The following is a 21,727-nucleotide window of genomic DNA, read 5'->3' as shown; positions in this document are numbered from 1 at the left end:
TAAATGATATCGCTTTTCCGTTCTAATCAAATCAAGCTCTTGCCGTTTCGCACGAAAGGATGCTTCACCACTTTCGCTCGCAGCATTTTGTCCCGCACCAACACCTGTACTTCATCTCCCGCGGATACCTGTAACGGCAAGCGCGCCAGGGCGATAGACTGATTAAGCGAGGGAGAGAACCCGCCGCTGGTTATCTCACCGTCGCCTTCGTTGTCGCTATACTGCGTAGCAACCTTCTGGTGGCTGCGCAGCACGCCCCGCTCCAGTAAAATCAAACCAATCAATTGTTGCTTAACGGGTTTTTCCAGTAGTGCCGGCTTGCCAATAAAATCCCGATCACTTTTTAGATCAACCGTCCAGGCCAATCCAGATTCCAATGGGTTGGACGTCTCATCCATATCCTGACCGTAAAGATTCATTCCAGCCTCAAGCCGTAAAGTGTCACGCGCACCGAGCCCCGCTGGCGCTACGCCCGCGGCATGGAGCGCGTGCCAGAATTCCGCGGCATCCTTCGAGGGAAGCATGATTTCAAAGCCGTCCTCCCCGGTATAGCCGGTACGGGCGATGAAATATTTGTCATACGTTGCCGCTTGAAACAACTTCAAGCCCTCTGTCTCAGCCTGGGCACCGGGAATGACCTGCCAAACCCTGGCGCGTGCGTTAGGTCCTTGCACCGCAATCATGGCTAGATCACGGCGGGGAATGATTTCCAGTCCGGGTGCGGTTTCATCGCGTTGCGCCTGCATCCACGCCATGTCCTTGTCAGCGGTACCCGCGTTGACTACCATGCGAAAATGCGATTCCGTCAAAAAATAGATGATCAGATCATCTATTACGCCTCCTTGGGGATTGAGCATGCACGTATAAAGTGCCTTTCCCGGCTGCGTCAGCTTATCCACGTTGTTGGCGACCAGCCGCCGCAAAAAACTACGTGCTGATTCGCCCTTGATATCTACCGCCAACATATGCGATACGTCGAACATGCCGGCGTCACTACGTACCTTGTGATGCTCATCCAGCTGGGAGCCGTAATGCAGGGGCATATCCCAACCGCCGAAATCGACCATTTTGGCCTTCATCTCGCGGTGGGTTTGATTAAGAGAGGTTGTTTTCACGAATGGATGTCCCAAAAATAAAAAAGGCGAAGTCACATCATATGACCTCACCCCTCTGTCCTTTTTACCTGAGAGATTACGGAATCCTGTCCGTGTGCCCCTTCGGTGGCCGGCATTCAATGCCGGCACTCTCCAGATTGCTTGTCGCAAGCGGTTCTAAAGATCAAGATCGATCTGATCTACGCCTGAGCGATTCCGGGGGGTTGCGCCTTCGGCGGCGACGATGAAACCGGCGCACTCTTCCGCTTGGATTATAAATAGCAGACTCGCACTATACTCCAGCAACGGGGATCAAGACAAGGTAAATAGTATGTTGAAAATGCTTTTTCCGCGATTGGAATCAGGAAATTTTACATTTATAGTGATATCTTATTCCAGGCCAGCGAAACTTGGAGCCGTGCTTTTCTGCTGCTCAGAAGGGTGGAGCAGGATCGTACCGAGCGTTTTGCACGGCGATGCAGGCTCGATTAAAGGTCACACTTGCGAACATACCGGCGGATTCCTGACCACAAGAAGTGATAATCCTGGGTCCGGTGATTGGCCGCTCATTTTTCATGATTCAGTGGCGCTATGATATACAAACACTATTTGGGCCATTTAACTTGCTCTGTACCCCAGAAACCGCACACTTCACCCCGTCCAACTATCGGATTTAGGTTTAACGTTCACCTTTTGGCGAGCTCGCTACAACTACCGGATTTAGGATAATGTATCTTGGCCATTTTGGACTTTCTAAACAGCCATTTGCCCATACAATAATCACCGATTGCTTTTATGAAGGAGGTGATAGAGGCGCAACCCTGGATGCGCTCATCTATATGTTGACCCATGGTGAGGGGGTCGAGGGCATTATCCAGCTCACTGGAGATGAGGGCAGTGGAAAAACCGCCTTATGTCAGGTACTGATGACACGGTTGCCCGCCGGGATGAAAACTATTTATCTGGGCGGGCAGAATTTGTCACGAGATGAGCTTTTCCACGCAATTGCCGACGAATTAAGGTTTGAGCTTGCTGAAAGCGCGATGATCGAAGCACGCACCATCGTCGCGATATGTGACCTGCAAAATGCGCTGATCGAGAAATATGATGGCAAACAAGTGGTGTTGCTGGTGGATGAAGCCCACACCATGCCGGCGGAGACTCTGGAAGCCTTACGATTACTTTACGAGCTCGAATCATCTCACCACAAATTGCTGCAAATTGTTCTGTTTGGCCAGCCAGAACTGAAGCATACGCTCGCTTTGCCACCCATGCGTCAGTTGAAGAATCGCATCACGCATCATTTAATAATGCAGCCGTTCGACGCTAAAGCAGTGAATGGCTATCTCATGTTCCGCATGCGCGCTGCTGGCCATCGCGGTCCGGATGTTTTTACTCCTGAAGCGGTAAGATTAATTGCCGCCGCTTCCGGTGGACTCATTCAGCGGATAAACATTCTTGCCGATAAGTCTCTGTTGGCGGCGTTTGCCGCCCATACTCGTGGCATAGAAGCCCCTCATGCCAGAACGGCTGTTAACGATTCCGGAATCAAGCGCCGCCATTTGCCGAATCTCCGCATAGCGGGTGCGGGCGCCATACTCGCCGTGGTAATGCTGGCGGTACTGGGTTGGCAGGCCCAGCTTTTTACGCCAACGAACGTTACCTCCACTGTTGCTTCGGTATCCGCTGAGGCGACAGCACCCGTTCCGCTCTCGACCCCACTATCTCCACCGGCGGTTGCATTAGCCACTCCCAGTCTCTCTCCGGCAGCCTCAGCACCGGTATCCGGATCTCCCGTACCCTCCGCCCCACTTGTGCCTGCCGAGTCTCCTCCACCGCCCCGACCCTCTGCGCCACAAGGATTATCCGCGACTGCGGCGGGAGCAATTGTGTCCACTCAGGGTGGGTCAGCTCCCACAACCGAACAACACGTAACCGCCAAGCTGGATTTTGGCGGAGTCAAGTTGGCGGGACATAAGCTGTTAGAACAGCGAATCGAGGCCACCAAGCAAATTATGGCCACGGTTGATAAAAATTACTATACTATTCAATTATTTACAACTGAAAATGTGCGGCCTGACCGGATGGAGCGGTTTCTGACTCGTGCTCAGAGCCTAGTCAATTTATCGGATCTTTTTATACATCCGGTCACCAACGACGGCGTGGCCAGATTCAGGGTTTCGTACGGAATTTATGTCAACCGCGACCAAGCCAGTGTGGCGGAGACCGAGCTTCCACAAAAATACAAAACTGATTTCCAAACGGAGCTGTATACAATGGGCGAACTACGCTAGGGTCTGTTAACAGGCCCTGGTCTCTGAACCCATACACGATTTCCAATATTCACGGGTTCCGCCAATACGTGATGCTACAATGTAAACTTTCAGTAAACATCATATTTATTCCATGCTGAAGCCTATCTTGCCGCTGTTCCGGGCGAGCCCGATTGTGGATCGGAAAATCGTCAAAACCTGTCTTCATCCCATTGTTTTCTGGCTTCGATCTTCACGTCCGGCAGCTTGCTGGAGCCATACAAAAATAACTCATCGACCCCCGATATTTAAGTTGTGATCAGCAATAATAAATGAAACTCGCCTTCATTCTAGACCAACTGGATTCCATCAGGCCTTATAAGGATTCAAGCTTTGCCATGATGCGTGAAGCAGCCTCCCGCGGTCATCAGCTATTTAGTATGCAGCAGGGGGACTTGGTATGCAGGAGCGGCGAGACAGTTGGACTTGCGCGCGCGCTGGAACTAACAGCTGAGGCAGACGGGCATCATTGGTATCGGACAGAGGAACCGGAGGAAACGCCATTGCAAGAATTTAGCGTGGTGTTGATGCGCAAGGACCCTCCATTCGATATGGAGTATGTCTACAGTACCTACCTGCTGGAACTGGCGGAGAAGCGGGGCGCTCGTGTCGTTAATAGCCCGCAAGCGGTGCGGGATCATAACGAGAAGCTCGCCATAGCGAAGTTTCCGCAATTTACCGCCTCGACTTTGGTGACAAGACAGGAATCTTTGATTCGCGATTTCCTTGCTGAATATGGCGATATCGTGCTGAAACCGCTTGACGGCATGGGTGGGGCCAGCGTGTTTCGAATTCATAGCGCTGATCACAATATCAGCGTGATTCTGGAAACGCTTACGCATTATGGTACGCGTACGATTATGGCGCAGCGCTACATCCCCGAAATCACGCAAGGTGATAAACGTATTCTGCTGATAGCTGGAGAGCCTGTGCCTTACGCGCTTGCGCGCATCCCGAAGGCGGGTGAATCGCGCGGTAATCTTAACGTGGGCGGTACCGGCGTGGCGCAGCCGCTCACCCGGCGCGACCGTGAAATCGCTGAAGCGCTGGGTCCCGCGTTATATGATAAGGGCTTGATGTTGGCGGGGTTGGACGTGATCGGCAATTATCTCACCGAAATTAATGTTACGAGCCCAACCTGCATGCGGGAGATCGCTGAGCAGACGGGTTTCAACGCCGCTGGAATGATGATGGACGCACTTGAGAAGATGCTTAATTAATGTATTCGTCCTTTGATATAAAGTGGCGGAACCGAACATGATCGGAATTCTGGTTATTTCTCATGGCAATCTGGGTGACAGTCTTATCCATTGCGCCAACCATGTCATGGGGGAGAAGTCGCCGCATTTGACGTATCTAAGTATTACCAACAGAGACGATCCCGATGCTGTTATGCCCAAAGCGCTGGAATTGATCAAACAGGTCGATTGTGGTGATGGTGTGCTTGTATTGAGTGATATTTGCGGAGCAACGCCCTGCAATATCGCCACTCGGCTGGTGAGCCCCGGCAGGGTGGAATGTCTTGCCGGAGTCAATCTGCCCATGCTGGTGAGAGCGCTCACTTATCGTAACGAACCGCTGGCAGTGGTTGGGGATAAGGCGCTGACCGGTGGCAGGGAAGGTGTCATGCGCATCGAATCGAGGCCGCAAAATGCAATGTAGAGAGATTGAAATCATCAACAAACTGGGCTTGCATGCGCGTGCTTCCGCCAGATTAACCCAGTTGGCCAGTAAATTTAGGTGTGAGGTATGGCTATCGCGAAACGATCGTAGGGTGAATGCAAAAAGTATCATGGGCGTGATGATGCTGGCCGCAAGCAAGGGAGTTATTTTGAGTATCGAAACGAACGGTACGGATGAAACCGAAGCCATGCAGGCGCTGGTAAACCTGATCGAGGATTATTTCGGGGAGAATGAATGAGCTTTGCGTTGCATGGTGTGGGCGTTTCCGGCGGCATTGCCATAGGCCACGCCTATCTTGCTTCCCATGCCGCGCTGGAGGTGGCACACCACATTGTGCCGCGGGATCAAGTCAACAATGAAATATCCCGGCTCGACACTGCCTTCACAGCGGTTCGCGAGGAGCTTGAAGTCCTGCATACTTCTGTTGTCGATGGTCCCGCGGCGGCAGAATATGGCGCATTCCTTGATTTGCACCGAATGATTCTGGACGATCCAACGCTTTCCACCGCAGCCAAAACTTACATCGCCCAAAATCAGTGCAATGCCGAATGGGCGATTACTCAACAGATGGACGTATTGATGGCGCAGTTTGAGGAGATTGAAGATCCTTATCTGCGCGAGCGCAAAACCGATGTGATTCAAGTAGTGGAGCGCGTGCTGAAAGTCTTGCTGGGGCATCCAGGTTATGTGCCCAGCTCGCTAAAGCGCGATGGCGACAGCATTCTGGTTGCCCATGATTTAAGTCCCGCCGATGTCATTCAATATAAGCAGCACCGGTTTAGCGCGTTTCTTACTGATTTGGGCGGCTTGACTTCCCACACTGCTATCGTTGCGCGCAGTCTCAATATTCCTTCTATCGTGGCGTTGCATCAAGCTCGCCGCCTGATCCGCGATAATGACATCCTGATTGTGGACGGTAATCAGGGTGTCGTAATTGTTGATCCTGACAGGCATGTGCTGTCGGAATACCGGTTGCGCCAGAGCCAGTTTGAGCTGGAAAAGCAGAAGCTCAAACGCATCAAAACAACCGCTGCCACGACGCTTGATGGCACTATAGTAGAGCTGCACGCCAATATCGAACTACCCCAGGATATCGAACAGGTCAAAGAAAACGGTGCCACCGGCATCGGCTTGTTTCGCAGCGAATTTTTATTTCTCAACCGCGACAGTCTGCCTGACGAGGAAGAACAATTCGAAGCCTATCGTACTGTGGCGCGAAAAATGCGAGGTCTGCCGGTGACGATTCGTACATTCGATCTGGGCGCCGACAAGAACCTTGATAGTGCCAAGCGCGTGGCAGCCAACCCGGCACTCGGATTGCGCGCCATCCGCCTGTGCCTGGCCGAACCACAAATGTTCCATACGCAATTGCGAGCGATTTTGCGCGCTTCGCGTTATGGCCAGATTCGTATTCTGGTGCCGATGCTCTCCAGTATTACCGAAATTACGCAGACATTGCACCTGATTGAAAACGCCAAGCAAAGCTTGCGCCAGGAAAAAATTTTATTCGACGAGAAAATTCAGGTAGGTGGCATGATTGAGGTGCCCGCCGCAGCGCTGTGTCTCGATATTTTTATGCGCAAACTGGATTTTCTGTCCATCGGCACCAATGATTTGATTCAGTATACGCTTGCCATAGACCGCGCCGACGATTCGGTGGCGCACCTCTATGATTCCCTGCATCCGGCAGTGCTGCGGCTGGTTGCACATATCATTCGCAGTGCCAACCGAACCGGCGTGCCCGTGACGGTTTGTGGTGAACTAGCGGGAGATATATTATTTACCCGGTTGCTGCTGGGCTTCGGGCTACGGCTTTTTTCCATGCACCCGGCACAACTATTGACTGTGAAGCGAGAAGTGTTAAGGAGCAGTCTGTCTGATATCATCCCGCTCACACAGAAGATGCTCAAAGCCGATGATCCGGCAAAAATTCAAGCATTATTGGTGAAATTGAATAGCTGATTGATGTGAGCTCCCGGAAAGCAGATCCCGGGTGAACTTGTTTGCCAACTTATTCTCCAATTGAGTGCCAAGCAGTGGTGGAAGAGAACGTGGCACGGCATGATGTCGGGATGAATGAGTATTTTTCTTCGAGCAACGAGGTATAGAAATGGAGAGCGGAGGCAACCATTCCGCCCAGGCTAGCGTGTGCGCACGGATTATTAACGATGTATTTGATTACAATGACTGATCATGGATTGCGCGAATGCCAGCCGTCGATGCGACTGAACCTTGGAGATAGTCAAAGTCACTGGTTATTCTCCTGGCATTCTTGCGAAGTGCGATCTGTTTCGGCACGCCGCGACGCATAAACGTTTTTTTTCATGAATGAACTTTCCGATGCAAGATTCCAGTTCGATTGACATTGTCGCGCCGCAACGTGCACGCTTCGATACACCGCTATATTTAAAGAGCGGTGCCGTGCTTGAAGACTACGAGCTGGTATACGAGACTTACGGCGACCTTAATGCGGCCAGATCCAACGCGGTGCTGGTATGTCACGCGCTTTCCGGCAATCATCATTTAGCCGGCTGTTACGCGGACAGCCCCAAAAACGTTGGCTGGTGGAGCAACATGATCGGTCCTGGCAAGTCTATTGATACGCGCAAGTTTTTTGTGGTGGGCGTGAATAACCTCGGTGGCTGTCATGGTTCCACCGGGCCGGCCAGCATCAATTCAAAGACCGGAAAATGCTATGGCCCGGATTTTCCGGTGGTGACGGTAGAAGATTGGGTGCAAACCCAGGTAAGGCTGGCAGACCACCTTGGTATCGATCAGTTCGCCGCAGTGGCGGGTGGTAGCCTTGGCGGGATGCAGGCGTTGCAGTGGACCCTCGATTTTCCGGAAAGGGTGCGGCATGCGCTGGTGATCGCCGCCGCCGCCAAGCTGACTGCGCAGAACATCGCATTCAACGATGTGGCGCGTCAGGCAATCATTACCGACCCGGATTTCCACGGCGGAGACTATTATTCGCACAGCACGGTGCCGCGGCGCGGTTTAAGGCTTGCCCGCATGTTGGGGCACATCACCTATTTATCGGATGACGCGATGGCCGCGAAATTCGGACGGGAGTTGCGTAACGGAGCCCTTGCATTCGGTTTCGACGTGGAGTTCGAGATTGAGTCATACCTGCGCTACCAGGGGGATAAGTTCGCCGATCAATTCGATGCCAATACCTATCTGCTGATGACCAAGGCGCTCGACTATTTTGACCCCGCGTACCTGCACAACAACGATTTGAGCGCGGCATTCCGCGCCGCCAAGGCAAAGTTTCTGGTGCTGTCATTTACCACGGATTGGCGTTTTTCGCCCGAGCGCTCGCGTGCCATTGTCAGAGCATTGCTGGATAATGAACTCAACGTGAGCTATGCGGAAATCACTTCCAGTCATGGCCATGACTCTTTCTTGATGGAAGATCGTCATTATCACAGGCTGATGCGGGCTTATATGGACAACATTGTCATATAAGCCGGAGATCGTGGTCATGGATGTCCTTGAAGCTTGTATCTGCAAGCAACCGCTTCGAGGATTGCCGGGACAGTTCACCGCGATGATTGGTGGGCAAATGAGCTCTCCGGGGTGCTTGAGGTATCAGAGAAGCTTCCATGAGTAACGCGCGCGCAGCTCGCCAGATGTTACGCGCCCACCGCTACGGGGCCTTGAGCACTTTGTCGGAAAAATTCAATGGCCATCCGTTCGGTTCGATTATGTTCTATCTGGTGGATCACGACGGCAGCCTGCTTATCCTGATTAGCACACTTGCCGAACATACCAAAAATATCCGGCATGATGCCCGCGTAAGCCTTATTACGCACAACCAGAATGATTTAAACATCCAGTCGCAAGGGCGTGTCACCGTGGTGGGGGTGGCGCAACCAGCGGAGAACGACCCCCGTATTGCTGTGCGCTATCTGCGCCATTTTCCGGAAGCGGAAAGCTATCTCGCCATGAGCGATTTTTCTTTCTACCGCATATTGCCGCGGACACTGCGTTACATTGGCGGCTTCGGCAAAATTCATTGGGTCTCGGCGATCAGTTATTTGGTACCCCCCTATCCACTGATCGCGCAGGAGGACGACGTCATTGCGCACATGAATGTAGATCATCGCGATACTTTGCGCCGCTATTGTGAACATTTCCACCAATGCGAGGCGGTGGATGTCGAAATGCTGGGGATCGATTGCGATGGCTTCGACGTATGCGCCGATGGTGGAAATTTGCGTTTCGATTTTGAGGAGATGGTACTCGACGCACAACAGGCGCGGCATGCCTTAGTCGAAATGGCGAAAAGAACAAGATAATTTTAATTTCATTTCATCGGGCATATACTATCCTGTTTGCCTTGCATCCCCTCTGGGATGCCGTTGCTTTTCGATGAAGACTGCCATGATTACCAGCGGGCGACAAGTCCCGCAGATACTGAAGACGTGACTAACCTTACTATCTCATCCACCGCCACCAGGCCCGATTTCGCTGCCATTGCCACATGGGTGAAACCGGGTGCGAAGGTGCTCGATTTAGGCTGTGGCGACGGTTCCCTGCTATGTTTCTTGCGCGATATGCGCAATATTCGTGGCTATGGCGTGGAAATAGACGACGACAATGTCCTGGCTTGTTTCAATAACGGGGTCAATGTAATCCAGAGTGATCTGGAATCGGGATTGCTAAGTTTCGAATCAGGATCGTTCGATTACGTGGTTCTCTCGCAAACGTTGCAGGCGGTAAAACACACCGAGGGAATCATTAAGGAAATGCTGCGGGTAAGCAAAGAGGGGATCGTATCGTTCCCCAATTTTGGTTACTGGAAAAACCGGCTACAGGTTATGTCCGGCCACATGCCTATTTCGGAAACGCTACCCTATCAGTGGTTCGATACGCCTAACATTCACAATTGTACACTCGGTGATTTTGAAGAATTCTGCAGCCAGCACGGCGCACGTATTCTCGAGCGCAGGGTAATGAGTGGGGATCATCAAATTACATTTCTGCCCAATTTACTGGGAACATTGGCATTTTATCGATTTGAACAACAAAAATAATCATCACTTGATATGCGGCGGGGAATCCATTGTCTTAAATCTTGCCTGCCCCGCCAGCCAGACTAATACCAATACCGGAAGGCCAAGCAACGCCGTACCGGTAAAAAAACTGGCGTAACCGTAAGCGTCGACGAATTCACCACTGAATCCAGCGATGAATTTTGGCAATAACAGCATTACCGAACTGAACAGCGCATACTGCGTGGCGGAGTAGGCGGAATTAGTCAGGCCGGAAAGATAGGCTATAAAAGCGGAAGAGGCGATGCCGCCAGACAGGTTATCGGCGGAGATGGTGAATATAAGCCCGGTTACGTCGTGCCCGCGTCCGCTCAGCCAGACAAACAGCAAATTGGTTGCTGCTGATAATACTGCTCCCAGAAACAATGTACGCATGACGCCGATTTTTGCCGTGAGTACCCCGCCGATGGCCGCGCCCGCAATCGTCATGATAACTCCATAAACCTTGGATATCGTTGCCACCTCATCCTTGGTGTAGCCCATATCCACATAAAAAGGATTGCTCATTACACCCATCACGACATCCGAGATGCGATAGAGCGCGATCAATGCCAGAATCACCAACGCCTGCCGGCCATGGCGCACAATAAAATCCCGGAAGGGTGCAATCATTGCTCCATACAGCCAGGCGAGTATTTGCGCGAGTCGTGCATTCAGATTCCAGTGTGCAATGATCCCTCGGGCGTGGTTCTCATTTTCTTCGATAAGACGCGTAACAGGAACTTCCGGCTCGCGGATGATAAGCGTGGTGATAATACCCACACCCATGCATACAGCCATCACCAGATAGGCAGTGCGCCAAGGCGCATAGTCGTAGGTGGCTTCCGAAGGATCTACCGCTGCCGCTATCCACAATACGCCAGCGGAAGCCAGGATCATGGCCACGCGATAACCCGCCTGATAGGTGGCGGCCATGGCGCCCTGGAGTCTCGGCGCTACGGCTTCGATTCGATAAGCATCCAGCGCGATATCCTGGGTGGCGGAAGCGAAAGCTACAGCAAGTGCAAAGAAAACCATATACGTCAAGTTCTCGATCGGGTCGGTACTCGCCATACCAGCCAGTGCGATGGTTATAACGATTTGCGACAGCAACAGCCAGGCACGCCGCCGGCCTAGAAGGCGGGTTAATAACGGCAATGACAAACGGTCCACCAACGGTGACCACAGCCATTTAAAACCATAAGCCAGGCCGATCCAGCTCAGGTGGCCGATAGTGGAGCGGTCGATACCTGCTTCCCGTAACCAGAACGACAGGGTGCCCAGTACCAACAACAGCGGCAACCCGGCAGAAAAACCCAGTGACAGCATCCCCAATACCCGTGGATGGGCGTAAATGCGAAAAGCATGCAGCCAGCCGGATAAGGCAGTGGACATTATCCTAGATCCAGCATTCGGGCGAGCTGGTGATACCGCAAGATGAGCGATCAGCCATTGGATGTGGAATCATATGTTGTAGTCATAGTCGATGGTAAGCGGGGAATGATCAGAGAAACGCTCCGCTTTGTAAATCGAAACTTCAGTCGCTTTGGCCGCGATCTCTGGCGTGGCGATCTGATAGTCAATGCGCCAGCCCACATTTTTGGCCCACGCCTGCCCGCGATTGGACCACCACGTGTATTGCTCAGGCTCAGCGTTAATTCGCCGGAATACATCGACGAATTCGAGCTCATCGAAAACCCCGCTCAGCCAGGTGCGCTCTTCGGGCAGGAAGCCGGAGTTTTTCTGATTGGAGCGCCAGTTCCTCAGATCGATTTCCTTGTGGGCAATATTCCAGTCGCCGCATAATATGATCTCCCTGCCGCAGCCCGCGAGTTCTTTGAGCATGGGGAGAAATCGCTCAAGGAAAAAGAATTTGGCAGCTTGCCGGTGTTCGCCACTGGAGCCGGAAGGAAAATAGATCGATATCACAGTCAATGGGCCAAAGTCAGCGCGAAGAAAGCGTCCCTCCGCATCAATTTCCGCAATGCCAAGGCCCTCAATAATATTGTCGGGCTTGTGCCGGCTGTAAATACCCACCCCGCTGTATCCTTTCTTTTCAGCGCAGTGGAAATAACCGTGGTAGCCATCAGGAGAGGCCATTTCTCCGGTTATGTCGACAACATGAGCTTTCAGTTCCTGCACGCATACGATATCCGCCTGCTGTGTTGGCAGCCACCGAAAGAACCCCTTGTTTGCGGCGGAGCGCACGCCATTCAGGTTAAGCGTTATAATTCTCACGTCTATTTTTCCAGTTTGTCATATAGCGATGCCCGATTTTCGTCAGGAATTCATTGAGTTTGCCGTTAGCCGCAATGTATTGTGCTTCGGCGAATTTAAAACCAAGGCAGGGAGAATGTCGCCATATTTTTTTAATGCCGGGTTGTTCAACGACGGCGACTCTCTCAGGAAACTGGGGCAATTTTACGCCAAAGCCATTCTCGGTGCCCAGCTTCCGTTTGACATGCTATTTGGTCCCGCCTACAAGGGCATTCCGCTGGTTAGCGCTATCGTCATTGCGCTGGCGGAGAGCGGGCATAACTACCCTTTCTGTTTCAATCGTAAGGAAGTGAAAGACCATGGCGAAGGGGGAAACCTCGTTGGCGCCCCCCTTGCCGGGCGTGTGCTGATTGTGGATGACGTCATTTCCGCTGGTGTTTCAGTGCGTGAGTCTGTCAGCCATATCTGTGCTTCCGGCGCCATGCCTTGTGGGGTTATCATCGCGCTTGACCGGATGGAGCGCGGTAATGGAGAATTTTCTGCTACGCAGGAGGTTCATCATGCATATGGAATTCAGGTCGCCAGCATCGTTAATCTGGACGACATTGCAAATTATCTGCGGAACAGGAATCTGGGGCACAATCTTCGTGCGATAGAAAGCTACCGTGCACAATACGGGGCTTCCTGATCCAGGAGAGGCTATAGGCAGGTTTCGGTATCAGGGTCGTTTCACGCAGCGTCCGGGCAAACTTTTTTGATTCCGGCGAATGATCTTGAGTCCGGCAGTTTGACTCACTCATTCGTTAATCTAACGAGCCATCACCCACAGAGATTGTTTCGAAATCTGATTCTTGTCTTCCTGACGAGGTCCGTTATGGGCTGGGTTTCACGGCTTTCGTAGCGCATGGTTGCATTGCAATGCTTTGGAATGGGATGTCCCAGAGCCTCACGAGGGGCCCCTCGCACGCGGGGTCTCGGCGAAGCGGGGATCAGGCAAAGGGAATGCCCGATCACATTTCATGGCACCGGCATCCGCGGCGGGGTCACACCCTCCCGGGAAAGGCGCTGTTCCGTGCGTTGCCAGGATGATTAACGTTAGTGTACCTGCTCCGGCGGCATGGCTGGCAGCGTAATTTCTCCTTTTGAGTCGAAGTACCGCCCGATGGAAAATCCCTGTCCGCCAAGGTGCCCACGCAGCCGGTAATCGGCCTTGGTACGATCGCCGGTGGCGAACCCGAAGGCATGACGAATCATAGCCGTCCCAGGAACTGTTACCGGCACCGTGATTACCGTTTCCCCAAAGCGGGGTATCGTGCCCTGCTGATCGCTTACTCCACTCGCGAAGCTCATCCCACGCAAATCGAGATCGAGTCCGATGCCATCATAGTCAAGGGGCGTGCCATCATGATTCTGAATCCTGAGATGTACCGCGAAACGTGCTTCCATACCCCTTCCCTCCAATGGTTCGATTCCGGCTACGGAGACGCGAAGCGGTTCATGCAGACGGAGTGCCGCGCATCCGGATAAAATGAGGAGCAGCGTGGAAATGAGTAGTACGCAACGATTCATATCCTAAATCCAGTGGTTGGGCGGGCTCACCCAGAAAATGAGGGCTAAATAGCACAAAGCATCCTTAACAATCATAGCATCAGCCTAATAAATGAGTAACAACTGCCGGATTTGGAATTATGGGTTACCGGTTTTTGGGATCTGGAATCATAACTCGAATATTTTGGAATCGAAGGGCTTTCGCTCTCGAAACACGATGCTTTCACAAAGACAGTACACAAAAATAAGTTCGCAAGGAAAGCTTGAGGGAAGCTTGTCTCATACTTCCGGTTTGGTGATACTATCCTAACCGAAGCTGGCTAGACAATCGCTGCCTGCTTTCAGTCATGAAAGACAGGGGGAGGAAAGTCCGGGCTCCATAGAGCAGGATGCCGGTTAATGGCCGGCCGCCGTGAGGTGAGGAACAGGGCCACAGAGACGAGCGTATTAAGTTACGGTGAAACGCGGTAACCTCCATCCGGAGCAAGACCAAATAGGCAGGCGATGATGCTGCTCGCTGAGCCTGCGGGTAGGTTGCTTGAACGTACGGGCAACCGTGCGTCTAGAGGAATGATTGTCCATGACAGAACCCGGCTTATCGGCCAGCTTCATTTTATTTCATATTCCAGATCAGTATCCCGTACAAAAAAACGCGGCTTCAACGTAACGTTGAAGCCGCGCCGGAAAGGCTGTTAATGGATTCTTGTTAGTGATCCATCGCCGGGGTTGAATTCTCATTCGGTTTCTTGAGCTGGATCATGAGATCGTCGTCCCATTTGCCCTCGACATTCATGTGTGCTGCGGCACCCAGCAATACGGCTTCCAGCAGGTTATGGCTGAGGTAGACATAGAGGCCGGGTTGCTTGAATTCATACAAGGCCACTCCGGTACCGCCCCCTGGGACGAACCAGGTTTCCTGATTGGTCATGGGAGGATCGCTGAACTTGCCACCCTGCCATACCAGATCGCCATGGCCGCCGATCAAGTGCGGGCGGGAATCACGATTGGCTTGCGAGTGAATGAACAGTACCTTCTCTCCGACTTTGGCCTTGAGCGCATTGTCGCCCGTCAGCGCACCGACCGCGCCATTGAAGACGACATGGGTCGGAATCAGCCCTTTGCCAACTTCGAGCATCTCAGCCATGCCTTCGGCAGGCTGGGAATACACTTTGTACTTTCCGTCCTTGTCCTTAGGCAGGTACAGATCCTGTTCGCCTATGTAGTAGGCACGGTCATAGCGCACCGATTTGCCTTTGTTGTCCTTCAGGCCATCGCGCGGCAATACCATGATGGCGCCGTTCATGCCCGAAATGACGTGGAACGGGATCATGGTTCCGCCCGGGGCGCAATGGTAGACAAATACGCCTGCCTTGGTCGCCTTCCAGCGCACGACCACATCTTCGCCCGGTGCCACCAGCGTCAGGCCGGCGCTACCCAGCGCACCGGTGGACGCATGAAAGTCAACATTGTGCGCCATGGTGCTGGTCTTGGGGTTGACCAGTGTCAGCTCGACATAGTCGCCCTCATGCACGACGATCAGCGGACCCGGAACGGTGCCGTTGAAAGTCAGTGCCCACATCTTGGTGCCATCCGGTGCAACCTGCACCAGTTTCTCTATGGTCTCCATGCGCACCTTGACGACCTTGGGACCCCCTTTGGCCACCTGGTCATGCTTGGGCAAAAAAGGCGGCGCCACCAATTCCTGGGTGACCACCGGCAACTTGGAAATGTCCGTCGCCGCCATGGCGGCACCCGCACTCATACACAGCAATCCGAACCCGACTGCCCCTTGAACAACTTTGTTCATGTTTCCCTCCATAAATGTTTATTTACCGCGCATATGCATGCGCCATTTCTTTCCGCCCGGCATTCAATGGCTAACATCCCATCCTTTTCTGAAGAGCATCTCTAAAAACTCAATGTCCCGGCAGACTCTCCACCGCTGGCCACAAGTGCCCGTATGCGGCGCACACAACATCTTGCCGCACCTGTCCGGCAGGCAGGAAATATTCTCATTTGACAACCGAGGAGCAACAACCCATTGCGGCAAGTTTCGAATTCTTAGAGATGCCCTAAAGAGCGAAGGCTCGGCAACTATACAGCTTTAACATATACCTGTCCATGCTGCATTGACTCTCAAAGCGCGTTTTCCATGGGGTAATATTCCCTCACATATCACTACGATTTCAAAAAAATGAATATGGGCGCCGAATTTATAGAGCTCATTAGCGCGCATTAATGGGGTTCCGGAGGAATCAGAATTTTTATAGTTTTCTGGTAGCAGTAAAACAAGATCGGGTGGGACGCCGACGCCACGAAACGCCGGCAGCCTGTCTGGCGTGTAATAGTGTTAGTGAGAGAGACGGCAAAATCATATCGGCATGGCCATCTGAGCGGGGCCTTTATCCTGACAGGATACTTGAAGCGAATGAGCTGGAAAGTGTGGGTGACATGCCCGTGTCCGGGTTGCCAAACTTTCGCGAAGCTCGGCTGTTTGCGGATTTCCGGCCATACACTGCTTCCTATTCGCAGCGAGTTTGGTATACAATCCGCGATTATATTGTTCACCTAAAAATGCTGGACGTACGATTAATTTGCGGATTTGAACCGGAGATATTATGAATAGAATGTTTGAGCGGGCTGTAGGGTTGGCATGCACCATGTTGGTGGCACTGGCAGCGGTGCCGGTTCATGCGCAACTGATGCTCGCTCATGAAGGCCATCATTCAGGAGACTGTGCCATCAAATCGGGCGCTTTCCCCGTGGCCTTCAGTGCCTATGAGAAACCGAAGGGCGATCTTCCACCCACTCATGCGTATTGCGATCATGTCCCGGAAACCGGCGAATTGTATTTCTCGGTGGATTTGACCGATGCCGAGTCTCGTGAGATCCCCATCGCAGTACGTCTGGTGATGGAAGGACATGGAGAAGGGGGACATGAGATTCTGTCCGTACCAGCCAAGCAATACCCATCTGGAAGTATCGCATTTACCGTCAATTTGGAGGAACTTGGCCAATATGCGGTGCTGCTGGAGACTGAGAAAGCTGGCAAGATGACTACGGCGGTGCGCATTCCGGTACATGTGGGTGGCGGCGGAGGCCACGGCAGTCATGGCGGAGGTTTTGGCATGACGGAGATCGCGTTATTGCTGGGCGTTGGGGGTGTCGGGGCCTTCTTTTGGCTGCGCCGCCGGACGAGTGCGAAAGCATCCTGACACTAACTACCTCGTCTCTGGTCGCAAAACCGTGTAGTGTGTTTGGACCTGCTGGCCAGCAAGCTTTGCCAGCAGCATTCCTTATCGTTGTCAATCGGGGTTGGACGTACCAGTCCTGAATGAATGTATGGTTTCTTAAGCCAACCATCCTGAATCCGGCAGTCGACCGCTCATTCTATTTTCATCGCGCCTTGTCTCGCATCCCCAGAATCACATAGTTTTATCTCACCCAATCGCCGGATTCAGGATAGGAAACGGTTGTAAAAGATGATGGTGATGGTGGCCGGAATTCCATTGATGGCTCACTCTGGCTCTGGCAGGGGCGCGTCTCTAGTGAGTGTACTAAGTGTTATCAGCAGCAACATTCAAGATCCCCAGCGATTCTGAATGACTATCGCTGCCAGGCGACCGTTGTATTCGCTCTGCTTTACCTTTTGAGAGCGCATAAACGGTGTCGGCAGCGTTGACCACCGCGGGCTGATGAGATACGGCAATAATAGTAAAATTCTGCGCCAACCTTTGCAGTGTTTCACAAATTATCTGTTCGCTATCTGGATCGAGAGCGCTGGTTGGCTCATCCAGGAGCAGGAAAAGTGGTTGATGGGCGAGCGCTCTGGCAATTGCGATGCGCTGACGTTGTCCACCTGACAGAAGTCCCCCACGTTCACCCACCACAGTATGCAAGCCTTCTGGAAGAGCACTGACGAAATCCCAGGCACCTGCCTGGTGCAGTGCCCGTTCCGCATCGGCATAAGCGAGATCGGGCGCACCGACAAGAATATTGGTCAGAATAGTGTCATGGAGAAGAATGGTTTCCTGAGATACGTAACCTATCATGTACCGCCATAGACGCAAGTTAATGTCATGCAGCGATACGCCGTCAATCAGGATTTCCCCAGACTTGGGTTCTGCCAGCCCGCAGAGAAGATCGAGCAACGTACTTTTGCCAACTCCCGACGTTCCCGTAATAGTAGTAAACGATTTCACGGATATCTCGATGTTGAGATCACGAAATATCGACTTCGTCCCATAATCGAAGCTTACATGCTTAAGGCTGATCCCCTGTTGCAGCGTGGGCTGGAGGGTCCCGGTAGTTCTTTCAGCCGCGGCCTGCGCTTCTTCGGTCGCTGCTCGCATTGCCCAATAAGCGCTTTCCTGCGCGGTCAGTTGCTGAAAACGCCTTTGTGTTTTATTGAGCAAGCCAAGGATGCGGGTCAGCAGGAAGGCCATCACCATTACCTCAGGTAATGAAAGTTCCCAAATTACAAGTGCCAGATATAAACCACTCGCCGTCAAGGCGGCAAGTATGGGCTCCTGCAAGGCTAATAAAGCTTCCCTGCTCATGACTTCCCGGCGCGTAGCTTTCTCCAGTTGCTGGGTCTGGTCACGAAGAATGGCATCGGCTACATTGTCTCGCCCCATAGCTTTTAATGATTTTACCGAGTTGAGTATATCGGAAAGATAAGTCAATAGATGGCGTATCAAATGCGTCTGCTTAGAGCCGGCTCTGCGCGTGGCGCGCACCAGGCGGTGCAGCGCCAGGAGCAGAATCATGCCGATGAGAAGGGAGGTAAGGGTTGCCTGCCATGAAATAAATAAGGCCACAACTGAATAAACCAGCACTTGCATCGACAGAGCGAGAACATTGGCACTATGCTCAAAACCATTCGCTGCCCGATATGCTTCTGTGGCGACCGAATTGGCAAGCGAACCTATGGGCTGGCGCAAATAATACTGCCAGCGGCTGGCAAGCAGCGCCTTGATGAAATCCAGGCGCAGCGTGGTTGCGACATGCGCCACGGTATAGCCAACCTGCCTGTTGGCTAACAGTAATATCAAGCTTTTGACAAGCATGCCACCGACGATAATCAACAGCATGACGCCTATTGTGGGTGTAATTCCAATGCCCTGCAGGGTACCCACGATGACTCGTCCAATATCCGAGTCTCCTGTCCCGCCTATCGCAATCGAAATTAAAGGGAGAAGAGCGGTCAGGCTGAGCCCCTCGGCAATCCCCGCAGCCAACAGTGCCAGTAGCACGTATGCGCTGCGCCGAGGAAAAACCATGCTATAGGTAAGGAGAGTACGCATGCCGTTTCATGATAATTATTTTATTCTTTGGATTTACTGTTGATACAGCGCGATAGGAACCATTGTGGGATTGGAACACAAGGTTGAGTTCTTTGCACGTTGTCGTACGAAATAACCGGGCAGCAGGAATGTTTATTGGAAAATCGTTCCACGCAGCTCGGCAAAAGCCTGACCGGCATAATCCATTTGGTCACTGGTATGGGCTGCGCTTACGCTGCAACGTACCAGCGATTTACCATCCGGTGCCGCGGGTGGCAGCATCAGGTTGACATAGATGCCGTGTTCAAGCAAGCCATTCCATAAAGCCAGCGCCTGCTGTGGCGTATCAAGTATGGTTGCAATGATGGGGCTGGGCTCCGGACCAAGCTGATAGCCGAGTTCCTGAAGTCTTGAATAAAGCTGGCGTGCATTCTTCCAAAGTTGCTCACGCAATCCAGTACCGTCATGCAGTAATTTGAGCGCCGCCCGCGTCGATGCAATGGTGGCTGGCGAGGGTGATGCCGTAAATATATACGGCCGGCTGACATAGCGTAGTTGATCGAGTTGGGGATGGTTGCTTACGCAGTAGCCCCCTATACCACCGAGACTTTTGCTGAAGGTGCCTGTGATGAAATCGACTCCGCCAATGAGCCCCGTTTCTTCCACCAAACCTTGGCCCGTCCGGCCCAGAACCCCGAGAGAATGAGCCTCGTCAAGCAGAAGGGTGCTCTGGTAAGCATCTTTTAATTTGACAATGTCCGCAAGCGGTGCGCGATCGCCCAGCATGCTGTAAATACCCTCAACAATGATCAGCGTCGAGCGCGAGCGCTCTCCCAGGCGGCGGAGACGCTTATCCAGATCCGTTATATCATTGTGACGGAACCTGATTATCTCGGCGCCACTCAAGCGGCATCCATCATAGATGCTTGCATGAGAGTCGCCATCAATGAGCACAACGTCACCAGCCCCCGCCAGGCCGGAGATTGTAGCGAGATTTGCCTGATAACCCGTCGTAAAAACAATGCACGACAGGCAGTTATAAAAATCCGCGAACTCCCGCTCAAGGGCGCGATGTCCGCCATAACTACCGCTGGCCATGCGCGATCCCGTGGTGCCGGTGCCTTCACTTTCAAGTGCTTCATGCGCCGCTCGCAGACATTCCGGCGCGAAGGTCAGTCCGAGATAGTTGTTCGTACCCAGGAAAAGTATACGACGATCACCAATCTTTGCCTCTGTCGCAGAATAAATCTGTCCGATGGGTATGCCAAAAACATCAACACCCTCGGGTAGCAAGGCTTTTCTCGCTGCGGCAACGGCATCCAGTTTATCCAGCAAACCCATTATTTTTTAGCCGACTCTATCTGGTGAATCAAATTTGCAAGCTCATGAACCGTCTGAACATCTGCGAGAGCATTTATCGGCACGGAAATATCAAACTCATCCTCGATTTCCATAATCAAGTTCAATAATTTGACGGAATCAATGGCGAGTTGATTAATGAGATCAGTCTGCGGCGTAATCTCCACATCAGGACCGGTAAATTGCCTAAGATGATGACAAAGTTTCTGAAGGATATCACTGTAATCGTTAGACATGGCTCAATTCTGAATCGATTTGATTGTTATAGGGATCATATTGCCTGAGGCAGGGCATCACGCAAGCGTATGCGAGGCCGCCAATTCGGAAGCGCCTGGGTTAGAGGCGTAATATCGCAGACCCAGTCCGGATGTCGTAGCTCTCTAACTTTTCCGGGGGTCAACATCGGCGAGTAACGCAGCAGCCGTGCCGACCACAAGTTAATGTTAGCAACCAGCGAAACAAGGGGTGCCGGCAAAAAGAGGCAACGTACCGGCCGTTTCCAAACATCTTGCGCAATGGCGGCCACAGTTTGACTGTCATAGCCCCCCGGTAGCCCGTCATCAAGTTCATAGATACCGTTCACGGGGGCCTCGGTCGAGAGCCAGCAGAGAATGGCGGCTACCAAATCATTGACATGCAATAAACCAAAGCGCATTGCAGCTTGCCCAACCATAGGTAATATGCCACGTTGTGTGACCCTGAAGAGTGGGCTCATTTCCTTGTCACCCGGGCCATAAACCGCAGTGGGACGGAAAACCGCGCACGGCATAACATGAGAGTGGTCAATCACTAACTGCTCAGCCATGCGCTTACTGGTTGCATACCACGAAAGTTCCGGCTGTCTGGCAGCCAGAGAAGAGATGAGCAGAAAGCGAGGCGGAGACGCCTGCTGTATTGAAGCTCGCACAAGATTGCTCGTGCCCGCGACATTGGTAGCGATGAAATCATCAAGGGAGCTGCCTCGAACCCGGCCTGCGCAATGTACGACAGCAGATACATTTTCAACGAGACTCTGCAATGCATCCAGGTTGTCTAAGTCACCTTCAATCCATTGCGTAAACTCATCATTGGCACGAGGACGGCGGGCCAATGCCTTAATTTTCCATCCCTCTTTAATCAGGGATTGTAAAAGTACGCTACCAATAAAGCCGGTGGCCCCGGTCACCGCCACCCATGAGCCCGACATATGCCGG

The 21,727-nt window shown here is 52.5% G+C and carries 19 protein-coding genes, 1 other RNA gene and 2 riboswitches; of the genes, 11 read left to right on the top strand and 9 right to left on the bottom strand.

Going from position 1 to position 21,727, the window contains the following annotated elements; translation table 11 throughout:
- Positions 1–26 precede the first annotated feature (26 nt).
- Positions 27–1,115 (bottom strand): glycine cleavage system aminomethyltransferase GcvT, encoded by a 1,089-nt coding sequence (gene gcvT / locus BLR00_RS01655; protein ID WP_074634073.1) that lies wholly within the window; start codon positions 1,113–1,115, stop codon positions 27–29.
- A gap of 45 nt (positions 1,116–1,160) precedes the next feature.
- A riboswitch (glycine riboswitch) is annotated at positions 1,161–1,261 on the bottom strand.
- A 14-nt stretch (positions 1,262–1,275) separates the two neighbouring features.
- Positions 1,276–1,370, bottom strand: a riboswitch (glycine riboswitch).
- Positions 1,371–1,822: 452 nt separating this feature from the next.
- On the opposite strand from gcvT, the gene BLR00_RS01650 reads away from it, so the two are divergent.
- The 8 genes from BLR00_RS01650 (at position 1,823) to metW (ending at position 10,128) form a co-directional block, all read left to right on the top strand.
- Positions 1,823–3,388, top strand: coding sequence for an ExeA family protein (locus tag BLR00_RS01650; protein ID WP_074630511.1), 1,566 nt, complete (start codon positions 1,823–1,825; stop codon positions 3,386–3,388).
- Positions 3,389–3,678: 290 nt separating this feature from the next.
- Positions 3,679–4,626: a glutathione synthase gene (gene gshB, locus BLR00_RS01645; protein WP_074630510.1), complete on the top strand. Its 948-nt coding sequence runs from the start codon at positions 3,679–3,681 to the stop codon at positions 4,624–4,626.
- 37 nt (positions 4,627–4,663) lie between these two features.
- On the top strand, positions 4,664–5,068 hold the full coding sequence (locus BLR00_RS01640) for a PTS sugar transporter subunit IIA (RefSeq protein ID WP_074630509.1): 405 nt from the start codon (positions 4,664–4,666) through the stop codon (positions 5,066–5,068).
- Positions 5,058–5,327, top strand: a complete 270-nt coding sequence (locus tag BLR00_RS01635; RefSeq protein ID WP_074630508.1) for an HPr family phosphocarrier protein — start codon at positions 5,058–5,060, stop codon at positions 5,325–5,327. Before BLR00_RS01640 ends, BLR00_RS01635 begins: the two co-directional genes overlap by 11 nt.
- Positions 5,324–7,051 (top strand): phosphoenolpyruvate--protein phosphotransferase, encoded by a 1,728-nt coding sequence (gene ptsP, locus BLR00_RS01630; protein ID WP_074630507.1) that lies wholly within the window; start codon positions 5,324–5,326, stop codon positions 7,049–7,051. The genes BLR00_RS01635 and ptsP overlap by 4 nt, the downstream gene beginning before the upstream one ends.
- 378 nt (positions 7,052–7,429) lie before the next feature.
- Positions 7,430–8,557: a homoserine O-succinyltransferase MetX gene (gene metX, locus BLR00_RS01625; protein WP_074630506.1), complete on the top strand. Its 1,128-nt coding sequence runs from the start codon at positions 7,430–7,432 to the stop codon at positions 8,555–8,557.
- Positions 8,558–8,694: 137 nt separating this feature from the next.
- Positions 8,695–9,390: a HugZ family pyridoxamine 5'-phosphate oxidase gene (locus BLR00_RS01620; protein WP_074630505.1), complete on the top strand. Its 696-nt coding sequence runs from the start codon at positions 8,695–8,697 to the stop codon at positions 9,388–9,390.
- 126 nt (positions 9,391–9,516) lie between these two features.
- Positions 9,517–10,128, top strand: coding sequence for a methionine biosynthesis protein MetW (gene metW / locus BLR00_RS01615; RefSeq protein ID WP_074634072.1), 612 nt, complete (start codon positions 9,517–9,519; stop codon positions 10,126–10,128).
- Between the two features lie 3 nt (positions 10,129–10,131).
- On the opposite strand, the gene BLR00_RS01610 is transcribed toward metW, so the two are convergent.
- Both BLR00_RS01610 and BLR00_RS01605 read right to left on the bottom strand, forming a co-directional pair.
- Entirely contained in the window at positions 10,132–11,520 is a 1,389-nt protein-coding gene (locus BLR00_RS01610; protein WP_074630504.1) for an AmpG family muropeptide MFS transporter, read from the bottom strand.
- 69 nt (positions 11,521–11,589) lie between these two features.
- Positions 11,590–12,363: an exodeoxyribonuclease III gene (locus BLR00_RS01605; protein WP_074630503.1), complete on the bottom strand. Its 774-nt coding sequence runs from the start codon at positions 12,361–12,363 to the stop codon at positions 11,590–11,592.
- A gap of 28 nt (positions 12,364–12,391) precedes the next feature.
- On the opposite strand from BLR00_RS01605, the gene pyrE reads away from it, so the two are divergent.
- A complete protein-coding gene (pyrE, locus tag BLR00_RS01600; protein WP_074630502.1) occupies positions 12,392–13,030 on the top strand; it encodes an orotate phosphoribosyltransferase in 639 nt (212 codons plus the stop codon).
- A 407-nt stretch (positions 13,031–13,437) separates the two neighbouring features.
- Here pyrE and BLR00_RS01595 read toward each other — a convergent pair whose 3' ends face one another.
- Positions 13,438–13,911 carry an LEA/WHy family protein gene (locus BLR00_RS01595; RefSeq protein ID WP_074630501.1) on the bottom strand — a complete coding sequence of 158 codons (474 nt, stop codon included), beginning with the start codon at positions 13,909–13,911 and terminating at the stop codon, positions 13,438–13,440.
- Between the two features lie 291 nt (positions 13,912–14,202).
- Here BLR00_RS01595 and rnpB point away from each other — a divergent pair.
- An RNA gene (gene rnpB, locus BLR00_RS01590) (RNase P RNA component class A) lies at positions 14,203–14,504 on the top strand.
- A 92-nt stretch (positions 14,505–14,596) separates the two neighbouring features.
- Here rnpB and nirK read toward each other — a convergent pair.
- Positions 14,597–15,697 (bottom strand): copper-containing nitrite reductase, encoded by a 1,101-nt coding sequence (gene nirK / locus BLR00_RS01585; protein WP_074630500.1) that lies wholly within the window; start codon positions 15,695–15,697, stop codon positions 14,597–14,599.
- An 811-nt stretch (positions 15,698–16,508) separates the two neighbouring features.
- On the opposite strand from nirK, the gene BLR00_RS01580 reads away from it, so the two are divergent.
- Positions 16,509–17,105, top strand: a complete 597-nt coding sequence (locus tag BLR00_RS01580) for a hypothetical protein (protein ID WP_074630499.1) — start codon at positions 16,509–16,511, stop codon at positions 17,103–17,105.
- 342 nt (positions 17,106–17,447) lie between these two features.
- On the opposite strand, the gene BLR00_RS01575 is transcribed toward BLR00_RS01580, so the two are convergent.
- The 4 genes from BLR00_RS01575 to BLR00_RS01560 all read right to left on the bottom strand — a co-directional run bounded on the left by BLR00_RS01575 (position 17,448) and on the right by BLR00_RS01560 (position 21,720).
- Positions 17,448–19,196, bottom strand: a complete 1,749-nt coding sequence (locus BLR00_RS01575; RefSeq protein WP_074630498.1) for an ABC transporter ATP-binding protein — start codon at positions 19,194–19,196, stop codon at positions 17,448–17,450.
- A gap of 132 nt (positions 19,197–19,328) precedes the next feature.
- Complete coding sequence (spt, locus tag BLR00_RS01570) at positions 19,329–20,516, bottom strand: serine palmitoyltransferase (protein ID WP_074630497.1); 1,188 nt, start codon at positions 20,514–20,516, stop codon at positions 19,329–19,331.
- Entirely contained in the window at positions 20,516–20,770 is a 255-nt protein-coding gene (locus tag BLR00_RS01565) for an acyl carrier protein (RefSeq protein ID WP_074630496.1), read from the bottom strand. Before BLR00_RS01565 ends, spt begins: the two co-directional genes overlap by 1 nt.
- Positions 20,771–20,805: 35 nt before the next feature.
- A complete protein-coding gene (locus tag BLR00_RS01560) occupies positions 20,806–21,720 on the bottom strand; it encodes an NAD-dependent epimerase/dehydratase family protein (RefSeq protein WP_074630495.1) in 915 nt (304 codons plus the stop codon).
- Positions 21,721–21,727 lie beyond the last annotated feature (7 nt).

Origin of the sequence: Nitrosospira multiformis (assembly GCF_900103165.1) — a bacterium.
GTDB lineage: Bacteria > Pseudomonadota > Gammaproteobacteria > Burkholderiales > Nitrosomonadaceae > Nitrosospira > Nitrosospira multiformis_D.
Note: the sequence above shows the minus strand (reverse complement) of the source record. Positions and strands in the feature narration are given on the sequence as shown.

Excerpts from the sequence above, each read along its gene's own strand:
- BLR00_RS01650 (WP_074630511.1), top strand. The coding sequence starts at position 1,823 with ATGTATCTTGGCCATTTTGGACTTTCTAAACAGCCATTTGCCCATACA.
- gshB (WP_074630510.1), top strand. The coding sequence starts at position 3,679 with ATGAAACTCGCCTTCATTCTAGACCAACTGGATTCCATCAGGCCTTAT.
- BLR00_RS01640 (WP_074630509.1), top strand. The coding sequence starts at position 4,664 with ATGATCGGAATTCTGGTTATTTCTCATGGCAATCTGGGTGACAGTCTT.
- BLR00_RS01635 (WP_074630508.1), top strand. The coding sequence starts at position 5,058 with ATGCAATGTAGAGAGATTGAAATCATCAACAAACTGGGCTTGCATGCG.
- ptsP (WP_074630507.1), top strand. The coding sequence starts at position 5,324 with ATGAGCTTTGCGTTGCATGGTGTGGGCGTTTCCGGCGGCATTGCCATA.
- metX (WP_074630506.1), top strand. The coding sequence starts at position 7,430 with ATGCAAGATTCCAGTTCGATTGACATTGTCGCGCCGCAACGTGCACGC.
- BLR00_RS01620 (WP_074630505.1), top strand. The coding sequence starts at position 8,695 with ATGAGTAACGCGCGCGCAGCTCGCCAGATGTTACGCGCCCACCGCTAC.
- BLR00_RS01610 (WP_074630504.1), bottom strand. The coding sequence starts at position 11,520 with ATGTCCACTGCCTTATCCGGCTGGCTGCATGCTTTTCGCATTTACGCC.
- pyrE (WP_074630502.1), top strand. The coding sequence starts at position 12,392 with ATGCCCGATTTTCGTCAGGAATTCATTGAGTTTGCCGTTAGCCGCAAT.
- BLR00_RS01595 (WP_074630501.1), bottom strand. The coding sequence starts at position 13,911 with ATGAATCGTTGCGTACTACTCATTTCCACGCTGCTCCTCATTTTATCC.
- nirK (WP_074630500.1), bottom strand. The coding sequence starts at position 15,697 with ATGAACAAAGTTGTTCAAGGGGCAGTCGGGTTCGGATTGCTGTGTATG.
- BLR00_RS01580 (WP_074630499.1), top strand. The coding sequence starts at position 16,509 with ATGAATAGAATGTTTGAGCGGGCTGTAGGGTTGGCATGCACCATGTTG.
- BLR00_RS01575 (WP_074630498.1), bottom strand. The coding sequence starts at position 19,196 with ATGCGTACTCTCCTTACCTATAGCATGGTTTTTCCTCGGCGCAGCGCA.
- spt (WP_074630497.1), bottom strand. The coding sequence starts at position 20,516 with ATGGGTTTGCTGGATAAACTGGATGCCGTTGCCGCAGCGAGAAAAGCC.
- BLR00_RS01565 (WP_074630496.1), bottom strand. The coding sequence starts at position 20,770 with ATGTCTAACGATTACAGTGATATCCTTCAGAAACTTTGTCATCATCTT.
- BLR00_RS01560 (WP_074630495.1), bottom strand. The coding sequence starts at position 21,720 with ATGTCGGGCTCATGGGTGGCGGTGACCGGGGCCACCGGCTTTATTGGT.